We start from the raw sequence: 11,847 nt of genomic DNA, 5'->3' as shown, positions 1-11,847 counted from the left end.
GGCGCAATGAAAAATAATTTATTCTTTACAGAAATGTTTGATTCGTTAAATTAGTGAATGAAAGAAAACCAAATCTCCTACATCATCCGAGGTTCCATTTTTAATGTATACAATCAACTTGGTCCAGGTTTGCTGGAGTCCGCTTATGAGGTTGCTTTAAAATATGAGTTGGAGAAACAAGGTCTTTTGGTCCAGCGCCAGGTTCCATTGCCAATGTATTATGAAAGCATAAAAATGGATGTTGGATATAGAATGGATTTGATTGTGGAGAAAAAGTCGTGATAGAAATAAAGTCGATTGAACGAATTTTGGATGTGCATCACAAACAATTGATTACCTATCTCAAATTATCAGGTTTGAAATTAGGTTTACTGGTGAATTTTAATGTGAGTCAAATTACTGATGGAATTTTCAGAAAGGTTAATGGTTTGGATGTTTAGGAAGATTTGATTATTAGCATCTCCCGCAGATTTTCGCAGAAAAGGGGCGCAGATTTAACGAGATTTATATCGGGCAAGTCAGCGAAGATCAGCGTATTTATCCGGGTTTGATCCGCGGGAAGATTTAAGGAAAATATAAAAAAGGCAATTAAGTTATCGCCCTAAAACAACTTCCCGGTTTGACCAGGGAAATTCTTCTTCAGATGTTTATATGCCGCTTCGGTTACTTCCCTGCCTCTTGAAGTTCGCATAATGTATCCTTCCTGAATTAGAAATGGCTCATAAACTTCCTCAATAGTACCTTCATCTTCTCCAACTGCTGTCGCGATGGTTTTTAAGCCTACAGGTCCGCCTTTGAATTTATCGATAATCGTAATCAGAATTTTATTGTCCATTTCATCCAAGCCATGTTCATCTACATTCAACGCATTTAAAGCATAGCGGGCAATTTCGGTATCAATAGTTCCATTGCCTTTGATCTGAGCAAAATCGCGCGTGCGTCTAAGCAACGCATTTGCAATACGCGGCGTACCGCGACTTCTTCTTGCAATTTCATAAGCGCCTTCATCACTTATAGGTGTTTTCAGAATATCAGATGACCGAAGTACAATTGTTGTTAAGAGTTTTGCATCGTAATACGCCAAACGGGCATTAATTCCGAAACGTGCACGTAAAGGTGCGGTTAATAAACCAGATCGTGTGGTTGCACCTACAAGCGTAAAAGGATTTAAAGAAATTTGAACTGAACGGGCGTTAGGGCCGGTTTCGAGCATAATATCGATTTTAAAATCCTCCATTGCCGAGTACAGATATTCTTCTACCAAAGGCGATAATCGATGGATTTCATCAATGAAAAGAATATCTCCGGTGTCCAATCCAGTAAGTAAACCGGCTAAATCTCCAGGTTTATCCAGCACCGGACCAGAAGTAACTTTAATACCTGTGGCCATTTCATTGGCGATGATATGCGAAAGTGTGGTTTTCCCTAAACCCGGAGGGCCATGAAGTAAAACATGATCCAGCGCTTCGCCACGAAGTTTTGCCGCCTGAACAAAAATTTTAAGGTTTTCCATAACCTTTTCCTGTCCGGTGAAATCTTCAAAAGCTTGAGGCCTCAATACACGCTCAATATCCCGATCGGTAGGGGTAAGGTGGCTCGCATCTGGATCCAAATGTTCATTCATAGGGCAAATATAAAATTAAATGCTAAAAAAATTAGGATCTTTTGAATTTATCTGAAACGATTAACTCTTTTGAACCGGCTGTGTATTTGTAAAATCCTTCGCCACTTTTAATCCCTTTTTTGCCCGCTGCAACCATATTTATCAATAACGGACAAGGTGCATATTTCGGATTGCCGAAACCAGTATGTAATACATTTAAAATGGCGAGGCAGACATCCAGACCGATAAAATCTGCAAGCTGTAAAGGCCCCATCGGATGTGCCATTCCGAGTTTCATTACAGTATCTATTTCATAAACACCGGCAACACCTTCAAAAAGGGTGTATATCGCTTCGTTAATCATCGGCATCAAAATGCGGTTGGCCACAAAACCCGGATAATCATTTACTTCTACAGGCGTTTTTTGCAGACTTTCGGCTAATACCATAATTAGTGCAGTGGTTTCATCGCTTGTCGCGTAACCACGAATTACCTCTACCAGTTTCATTACAGGTACAGGATTCATAAAATGCATTCCGATAATTTTATCGCCACGTTGCGTTGCAGCCGCAATTTGTGTGATGGAGATGGATGATGTATTGCTGGCCAGAATTGCATTTTTTGGCGCGTGCTGGTCTAATTCTTTGAAGATATTCAATTTAAGATCGGCATTTTCTGTAGCTGCTTCTACAACCAGATCTGCGGTTTTCACACCATCTGAGATTGATGTATAGGTTTCGATGTTATTTAATGTATCATATTTTTGCTGCTCCGTAAGATGACCTTTAGTAATTTGCCGATCCAGATTTTTTACAATTGTATTTAGCGCTGCATCAAGTGCAGATTGGTTGATATCAACCAGTTTTACTGAAAAGCCAAACTGGGCAAAAGTATGGGCGATGCCGTTTCCCATTGTTCCGGAGCCGATTACAGATATGTTTTTAATCATGAGGTGTATTGGTTAGGTATTAAATGTTCCCTTGCTAATTTATGATTTCTGAGGGATGTTCAATAGAGAATGACGAATAAACTTATTCAGACTATTAAATAACAAACTGCTCTTTTAGAAATTTAGTGCAAAAAGGAATGTTGCTTGGGTTTATCGACACATACATGTTATTGATCGACACACTTCTTTAATCTTCTCAATTAAAGGGTATTTCGCCGCATGTTAATTTTTGTTAAATCAAGTTCTAAAAGATCTGGGTTTAAAATCAGAAATTAACAGATTTCGTTTTTGTTCTGAGTTACTTCCCATTTGGAATCCCCCCAATTTATCAGAAAAAACGAATAAAAGGACAACCATTCACATTCCTTGATTTATCCTTTAGAAACCAAACTGAATTTGACTGTTCACAGCAGCATATTTTATTTTTTGCAATTGTCTATTATTTAAAAATAAACTAAAGTGTAAATGAGAAAAAAACTACTTAATTGTTTGTTATTGTTGAGTCTCTTTGTAGTTACAGCTGCGTCCGCACAAGAAAGAACAATAACAGGAACCGTAACAGGTAAAGAAGATGGGACGCCTTTACCCGGTGTAAGTGTGAAATTAAAAGGGGAACGCGTAGGTGTGATTACCGCTGCGGATGGAAAATATTCTATTCGTGTTTCAGCAGGTAAAATATTGGAATTTTCTTTTTTGGGTTATGTAACGGTAGAGCGGCTAATTGGGGAAAGCTTGTTGCTGAATGTAGTGTTATCTGAAGACAGCCGTAGCCTGGAAGAAATTACCGTAACTACTGGTTATGGGCGAGAGCAAACTAAGGCTTCACAAACCGGCTCAATTGGAATAGTCGGTGCTAAAGATCTGGAACAATCGCCTTTTACTTCAGTTGATAAAGCTTTGCAGGGAAAAATTGCCGGAGTAATGTCCGTTTCTGGTAACGGCCAACCTGGATCGGCTCAGCAGGTTAAAATTCGGGGCGTAAGTTCTATTAATGCTGAGAATAGTCCGCTTTACGTAGTTGATGGTGTACCGATTAATTCCGGTGACTTGTCAAGAAACACGGAAACCACTAATGCACTTTCCGGAATTAATCCTAATGATATTGAGACGATGATTGTTTTGAAGGATGCATCGGCTTCTTCAATATATGGATCCAGGGCGGCGAATGGTGTTATTTTAATTACCACAAGAACGGGCAAGGCGGGGCAGACTAAAATTAGGTTCGACGCAGAATATGGTATTGCAAATGCAGCGTTTTTAAGTGATGCAAATCAACCGTTAAATGCCGCACAATATAGGGAGCTGACTTCTGAAGGATTGCTGAACGGCGGATATTTTACCTCGCTGAGTGATGCCTATTCTTATTATGACAACACGATCGCAACCGCCGCCAGGCAGGGTACCGACACCGATTGGCTAGATGTGGTTACGCAAACAGGCAGACAACAACAATACAATTTATCTGCAAGTGGCGGTACTGAGAAAACTGTTTTCAGTTTATCCGGAGGATATTTTAAACAAGAAGGAACAGTTATTGGTTCGGAGTTTAATCGGGTGTCTGCCAATGCAAATATCAGGCATAACTATAATGAAAAGTTATCATTTGGTTTGAACCTGAATATATCAAATTCCGGATTATCCGGCCCATATTCTGGTGGAAGTTTTCGTAATCCGGTGTTGGCTGCTTATTTCCTTCCGGCATATAAAAATCCATATGCTGCAGATGGAGTGTCCCCAAATTTATCTTTAGTGGATTATCCGGCAGGAAATATTTATAATCCGGTCATGGTTGATGCATTCGATATCAATAAAAATAACACGCTCAAAGGGTTAGGGTCAGTCGATCTTGCTTATAAAATCCTTCCCGGATTAAAATTTACGTCTAAGCTGGGTATAGATTACAATAATATTGAGGAAGACATGTATTGGAATCCGGATTATGGAGACGGGCGAAATGTAGATGGCTATTCTTTCCGGTATTATACCCGGTACTACAACTGGATATCGACCAATTTATTGAATTATTCTGGCAGTTTTCTAGCCGATAAATCCCTGGTTTTAAATGTCAGGGCAGGATATGAAGCACAAAAATCCAGTTTATATTATTCGAGTGTGATTACAAATGGATTACCAGGTAATTATTCTGTGAATGTCCCATCGGCCGGATCCATATTGAATACAGCAGATGGAACGAATGAAGATTATTCGTTTGCATCTCTGTTAAGTTTGGCAGATATTTCTTACAAAGGTAAGTATGTTTTGACAGGCAGTTTTAGAAGAGATGGTTCGTCTAGGTTTGGATCTAATAATCAGTATGGAAATTTTTGGTCAATTGGGGCAAGCTGGAATATGGATCAGGAAGAATTTATTAAACAATATTCCTGGATCAGTCAGTTAAAAATCAGAACTTCATATGGTAGAAACGGAAATGCAGGTATTGGTAACTATGACTGGAGAGCATTGTACAGTTATAGCAACAGTTACAATAGCTTGCTGGGAAGTGCACCATCTTCTGTGGGAAATGTAAATTTGACCTGGGAGGAAAATTCGCCATTTGATATTGGACTTGATCTAGGGTTCTTTAAAAATAGGCTTACGCTCAACATGGATTACTATTCCAGAAAATCGACCAACTTATTACTAGATGTACCAACTCCCCCATCCACTGGATTCACATCGTACACAGCCAATGTTGGCAGCATGCGAAATCGGGGTTTTGAATTGTCTGTTTCAGGAACACCTATTCAGAGCACAAACTTTAGGTGGGATGTGAATTTTAATATTTCATTAAATCAAAATAGGATCCTCACTATTGCAGATGGCCAATCTCAAATGATTCTGAATACATATTCATTATATGCACCGGGCTATGCTGCCGGAACCTGGTATATGCGCCAATGGGCAGGCGTAGATCCAGCAAATGGTAATCCGCTTTGGTATACAGATGCCAGTAAGACCACAACAACGAGCAGTTATGGTGCAGCGGCACAGGTGAATACGGGTAGACAGTCTGATCCTAAAGGTTTCGGTAGTTTTACCAACAGCTTTCAGTATAAAGGCTTTTCTCTTGAGGCTATGTTCTACTACAGTTATGGCAATTTTATTCGTGACAGCTGGGCTGCTTACACACAATCTGATGGTGCCAATGCCACGTTTAACCGAGTTGCGTCACAAATGGATAGATGGCAAAATCCGGGAGACATTACCGATGTTCCAAGGTATGTATACAACAATACAAATCAATCCAATTCTGCATCAACCAGGTTTCTGTATAATGCAGATTATATCCGTTTAAGAGATGCGACTTTCGCCTATCAATTTCCTAAAAGTGTGGTCAATTTCTTGAAAATCAGTAATCTGAAAGTTTATGTTCGGGGGAGTAATTTGTTAACCTGGACAAGGGATAAAGATTTACCTTATGATCCGGAATCCTACACTACTAGTGCAACAAATTCTGCTAACCCAACTGCAACGAATTTTACGGTTTACTTGCCTAGAACAATTACGTTTGGCGTAAACCTTGGTCTTTAATTTATAACATCATGAAAAGAAATTTATATAAAAACTTGCTGATCCTGTGCACGGTCACATTAAGTGTGTTTAGCGCTTGCAAAAAAAGCTTCCTTGATTTGACACCCTATACTAATGTTCCAACTGATGTAGCACTTGCAACAGAATCAGATATGATGGTCGCGTTAGCTGGTACCTATGAAGGATTAAGGACAGCTAGTACTTTTGGGCGAAATATTCCTGTTATGGGAGACGTCTCTGCAGACAATGTGTTTGTATCTATCAGGAATTCAGGGCGGTACACTACGTATAATGCATTTTCATTTAACGTTTCTTCAGCCGAGTATTCCGATATCTGGACTTCTCTATACAGAACGATACTCCGGGCGAATAATATCATAAATGCAAATTTGGAAGGAAGTACTTTGATTAATCAGTATAGAGGTGAAGCTTATGCTTTGAGGGCACTTTGTTATTTTGAACTTTTACAGCATTTTGCCCGTCCGTATACCGATTTGCCAAATGGCGCAGGGGTGCCACTAGTTTTGGCTTATGATCCAACACAACTGGCTTCACGAAGTACAACAAGCTCGGTTTATGACCAAATTGAATCCGACCTTGGTCAGGCTTATTCACTAATGACGACTTATCGTGGGACAGCATATTTTAATCAATATGCAGCCCGGGCACTCTGGGCCAAAGTTGCTCTATTTAAAGGTGATTATACAACAGCGCTTACTTATGCGGAAGATGTGATTAATAATAGTGGATTTTCTATTGTACCGCTAACAAATGTGATTTCATTTTGGGCTACCGTAAGTCCACAAACTACAACACGTGTTGAGACTTTGTTTGAAATAGTGTCTGATGAAATATATAACTCGGGAACAGATGAACTTGCGTATATGTTTAGCCAGGAGGGTTATGGCGATTTACTGGCTGCACCAGCTTTGTACAATTTGTATAGTGATACTGATGTTCGTAAAGGGCTTATTACTGTTGGTGCCAGAAGCGGAGCCGAAAATCCAGCGTATATAGTTACAAAGTTTCAAGCTGTATCGGGAGATCGGGATGATAAAAAGGTAGTCCGGATGTCTGATGTTTATTTAATTGCAGCAGAGGCTGCACACAGTCAAGCGTCTTCTAACGATGTACTTGCGTTGCAATACCTCAATACATTGATGGCGCAAAGAGACCCATCGTTAGTTTATACAAGTACTGGCCCTCAGCTTTTAGAAGATATTATAACAGAACGAAGAAAGGAGCTTGCCTTTGAAGGAGATCGGTACCATACGTTAAATCGACTGATGCGGGATGTCAATAGATCTTCTGTCTTCCCGGCCGCCGCACTAAATATTCCATATTCGAATTTCAGGCGTATAGGTCCAATTCCTCAAAGTGAGCTAAATGCAAATCCCAATATTGTACAAAACGCCGGATACTAATGTAAACTGGTCTGTCTTCAGACCGCATAAAACGCTTAAACATGAAATTATTAGTTATTTTTCTTTTAGCATGTTCTATCGGCGCAGTGAATGTACAAGCGCAGGGGTATTTTATGCAGGATGTTTCTGGAAAACCCATTAAAACCAATACTTATGAGAATATTTCGGGTAGTCCTTATCTTTTTGAAAATTGGATCAAAGGGACTGTAACAACTCTTTCAGGGAAAAAATACAATATTTCTGATCTTAAAATGGACCTAATTGCCAATAAGTTGTTATTTAAAGATTCTGTTAATGAGGTGCTTAGTTTTTCGGAAAATATTACCTCTTTTGCGTTACAACCAGACGAATCAGATTCTAAAACGCTAATTTTTAAAACTGGATTTTCAGGTTCGAAAGGGTTAAGGGCTTCTGATTTTGTGCAGGTACTTACAGAAGGAAAAACCACTTTGCTCAAGAAGACAAATAAAATTGTCTCAGAAAGTCGCGCATATAATTCTTCTACGGTAGATAAAAGTATTACCACATCTATTGTGTATTATTTTGTGAATGAAGACAAGGAAAATATACTCCTGGTATTAAATAAAAAGAATTTTGCTCAGAATTTTTCTTCACACCAGGATAAGATTGAGGCCTTTTTGAAAGATAATAAGGTGAATTTGAAAGACGAAGATGATCTGATAAAAATTGTAACGTATTATAATGCACTTTGATTCATGTTGTTGATTCAATAGAAGTGTTTTTATAATTATAAGTGAAAAATGCACCCAGTATCGGGGGTGCATTTTTTTTTGCTTTAGCTTTTTTGAAATGTCTCTGCAATATTTCATCATCCTAAAAAATGAATCTTTCGCATTTTTATAAGTTATCTGTCTGAATATCGAGACAAAATCCCGCTTCATCTATACTAATTTCTTAGTTTTTCAATAATCATGTTTTTTCGCAATAGGAAAGAAAACGCATTTCTACCATGTTCAATTTAATTGATCGGTAAAAGCAAAGCTTTTTCCAAAAATATCAACCCCTATTGTTTCATCCTTAAAAGCAACCATATTCGATTTAAAATTACTTCTGTATTTTCTTGGTTTTTCCCTGTATCCGCAGGTTGAAATATATCCTTAACATATTATTCGGGTGTTTTTTCCACCCAATCAAATGGCTTTTTCCTGGAATTTATGTCCGGGACATCGTGCGCCTCTACTAATCAAATATTTTTTTGAACACGAATATTCTCCGCGATGCGATATCGTGCGGCATATATATTAATTAACTATTAAACTAAAAATTAAATGTAAATGAAAAGAAAACTACTAAAATGTTTGTTGTTCTTCTTCGTTCTGCTGGCAACGAAAGTTTCAGCTCAAGAAAGGACTGTTACCGGACTGGTAACCGCCAAGGATGATGGAATTCCATTGCCTGGTGTTAGTGTGAAAATTAAAGGAGAAAAAGGTGGTGTAAGTACAAGTGCCGAAGGTAAATATTCCATTCGGGTACCTGCCGGACAGGTTCTTGAGTTTTCTTTTTTAGGTTACATCACGACCACCAGAATCATTAGTGAAACTGGAGTGATCAATGTCGCACTTGTTACAGATGCCAAAACTTTAGAAGAAGTAACGATTGCGTCTCCTTACGGATCTGAGCAGACCAAATTAACGCAAACTGGTTCAATCGGTATTGTAAAAGCTAAGGATTTGGAGCAATCGCCATTTACTTCGATTGATAAAGCTTTGCAAGGAAAAGTTGCCGGTGTAATGTCTATTGCTGGAAATGGTCAGCCCGGAGCCGCTCAGCAAATCAGGATTCGTGGGGTAAGTTCCATCAATGCAAGTAATGAGCCTTTGTATGTGGTGGATGGAGTTCCAATCAATTCAGGAGATTTGGCCAGAATTGCGACATCAACAAATGCACTAGCTGGTATAAACCCGAACGATATCGAAAGTATGACTGTTTTGAAAGATGCTTCGGCAGCTTCCATTTATGGTTCAAGAGCGGCAAATGGTGTAATCCTAATCACGACTAAAACCGGAAAAGCTGGAAAAACCAAACTAAAGTTCGATGCAGAATACGGTATTGCAAACGCTGCATACTTAAGTGATGCAAACAAGCCTTTGGATGCTTCTCAGTATCGCGAGCTTTCTGCAGAAGGTTTGGTAAACGGTGGCTATTTCACTACGCTTGATGCGGCATACAATTATTTCGACAACACAATTGTAACTACAGCCAGACAAAGCAACAATACCAATTGGTTAGATGTTGTGACGCAAACAGGTAAACAACAACAATATAACTTATCTGCAAGTGGCGGTAACGAAAAAACTGTTTACAGTTTGTCGGGCGGTTACTTTAAACAAGAAGGTACGGTAATTGGCTCTGAGTTTAACAGAATTACGAGTAATATCAATTTGAGACATACATATAATGATAAGTTGTCTTTTGGTATAAACCTAAATATTTCAAATGCGGGGCAATCTGGTCCATATTCAGGCGGATCATTTCGTAATCCAGTTTTAGCGGCTTACTTTCTTCCATCTTACAAAAATGCATACGCTGCAGATGGTGTTTCTCCTAACGTTTCAACAGCAGACTTTGCCTCAGGTGTATACAATCCTGTAATGATCAATGCATACGATAAAAATAAATATAACCTTTTCAAAGGTTTAGGTTCGGCAGATTTAGCATATAAAATTCTTCCTAACCTGAAATTTACGTCAAAAATTGGTATTGATTACAACAATATGGAAGAAGATATGTACTGGAATCCGGATTATGGAGATGGACGTACAGTAGGGGGTTATTCTTATCGTTATTACACGAGATATTTCAATTGGGTTTCAACAAACTTATTGAACTATTCTGCCAGTTTTTTGAGTGATAAATCGTTGTTGTTAAATGTCCGTGGTGGTTATGAAGCTCAAAAATCAAGCTATTATACTTCAAGTGTTACGACTACAGGTTTACCTACCAGTTATGAAATCAATGTTCCATCAGCAGGTTCTGTTTTAAATACCGCTTCTGGTACAAATGCCGATTATACATTTGCTTCCTTATTGAGTATTGCAGATATTTCATATAAAGGAAAGTATGTACTACAGGGAAGTTTCAGACGCGATGGATCATCACGTTTTGGATCAACAAACCGTTATGGTAATTTTTGGTCAGTAGGTGGAACATGGAACTTAGATCAGGAAGATTTTATTAAACAATATTCCTGGATCAGCCAATTGAAAATCAGAGGTTCTTACGGTAAAAATGGTAATGCTGGCATCGGTAACTACGATTGGAGACCTTTATATAGCTATGGCTACAATTATAATTCAACCTCTGGAAGTGCTCCATCATCAGTTGGTAACGTAAACCTGACTTGGGAAGATAACCGACCTTTTGATTTAGGTGTGGATATGGCTTTCTTCAAAGGACGATTGGCGTTTAATGTTGATTACTATAGTAGAAAATCTTCTAATTTACTGCTAAGTGAACCGCTTCCAACTTCAAGTGGATTTGCATCATATAGTAACAACGTAGGAAGTATGAGAAACAGAGGATTTGAGTTCACGGTTTCTGGTACACCAATCATCGCCGGAGATTTTAGATGGGATGTGAATTTTAACATTGCATTGAACAAAAACAAAATTTTATCAATCGTTAACGGTCAACAGCAAATTATCTTAAGCACTTACTATCTATATACACCAGGTGTAGCAGCTGGAACCTGGTATATGAGAGAGTGGGCTGGCGTAGATCCGGCAAATGGTAATCCGCTTTGGTATACCGATGAGACAAAAACCGCAACTACCAGTAGCTATAGCGCAGCAAAACAAGTGAATACCGGCAAACAATCTGATCCAAAAGGCTTTGGAAGCTTTACCAATACTTTCACTTATAAAGGTTTCAGCCTCGAGGCGATGTTGTATTATAGCTATGGCAACTGGATACGTGATTCTTGGGCATCTTACACACAATCTGACGGTGCAAATGCTTCATACAACAGAGTTGCGGCACAGATGGACAGATGGCAAAAAGCCGGAGACATAACCAATGTTCCTAAATATGTATACAACAATACCAACAGCTCAAGTTCTGCATCTACCAGATTTTTATACAAAGGCGATTACATCCGTTTAAGAGACGTGACTTTAGGTTACCAGGTACCAAAAAGTGTATTGAGTAAATTAAACGTAAACAGCCTGAGAGTGTATGCCAGAGGATCTAACTTATACACGTGGGTTAGAGATAAAAATCTTCCTTATGATCCGGAAGCATTCACTACAAGTGCTACAAACTTTACGGTTTATATGCCACGTACAATCACCTTTGGTGTAAATGTTGGACTTTAATTTTAA

General features: G+C 38.7%; 6 protein-coding genes and 1 pseudogene. 5 read left to right on the top strand and 2 right to left on the bottom strand.

Features of this window, described 5'->3' with window-relative positions; genetic code table 11:
* The first annotated feature begins 57 nt into the window (after positions 1 to 57).
* A pseudogene (locus ACJVDH_RS12275) lies at positions 58 to 440 on the top strand (GxxExxY protein).
* A 161-nt stretch (positions 441 to 601) separates the two neighbouring features.
* Here ACJVDH_RS12275 and ruvB read toward each other — a convergent pair.
* Together ruvB and ACJVDH_RS12265 are read right to left on the bottom strand one after the other, a co-directional pair.
* A complete protein-coding gene (ruvB, locus tag ACJVDH_RS12270; RefSeq protein ID WP_443943692.1) occupies positions 602 to 1,624 on the bottom strand; it encodes a Holliday junction branch migration DNA helicase RuvB in 1,023 nt (340 codons plus the stop codon).
* 31 nt (positions 1,625 to 1,655) lie between these two features.
* Entirely contained in the window at positions 1,656 to 2,552 is an 897-nt protein-coding gene (locus tag ACJVDH_RS12265) for a 3-hydroxyacyl-CoA dehydrogenase family protein (protein ID WP_443943691.1), read from the bottom strand.
* A gap of 465 nt (positions 2,553 to 3,017) precedes the next feature.
* On the opposite strand from ACJVDH_RS12265, the gene ACJVDH_RS12260 reads away from it, so the two are divergent.
* The 4 genes from ACJVDH_RS12260 (at position 3,018) to ACJVDH_RS12245 (ending at position 11,841) form a co-directional block, all read left to right on the top strand.
* Entirely contained in the window at positions 3,018 to 6,083 is a 3,066-nt protein-coding gene (locus ACJVDH_RS12260) for a SusC/RagA family TonB-linked outer membrane protein (protein WP_443943690.1), read from the top strand.
* A gap of 11 nt (positions 6,084 to 6,094) precedes the next feature.
* Complete coding sequence (locus ACJVDH_RS12255) at positions 6,095 to 7,507, top strand: RagB/SusD family nutrient uptake outer membrane protein (RefSeq protein WP_443943689.1); 1,413 nt, start codon at positions 6,095 to 6,097, stop codon at positions 7,505 to 7,507.
* Positions 7,508 to 7,548: 41 nt separating this feature from the next.
* Complete coding sequence (locus ACJVDH_RS12250; RefSeq protein ID WP_443943688.1) at positions 7,549 to 8,220, top strand: hypothetical protein; 672 nt, start codon at positions 7,549 to 7,551, stop codon at positions 8,218 to 8,220.
* Between the two features lie 582 nt (positions 8,221 to 8,802).
* The gene (locus ACJVDH_RS12245; protein WP_443943687.1) at positions 8,803 to 11,841 is read left to right on the top strand and encodes a SusC/RagA family TonB-linked outer membrane protein; all 3,039 of its coding nucleotides are present in this window, start codon (positions 8,803 to 8,805) and stop codon (positions 11,839 to 11,841) included.
* Positions 11,842 to 11,847 lie beyond the last annotated feature (6 nt).

Source organism: Pedobacter terrestris (genome assembly GCF_052343045.1).
Taxonomy (GTDB): domain Bacteria; phylum Bacteroidota; class Bacteroidia; order Sphingobacteriales; family Sphingobacteriaceae; genus Pedobacter.
This window is presented reverse-complemented; position numbering and strand designations above follow the sequence as displayed.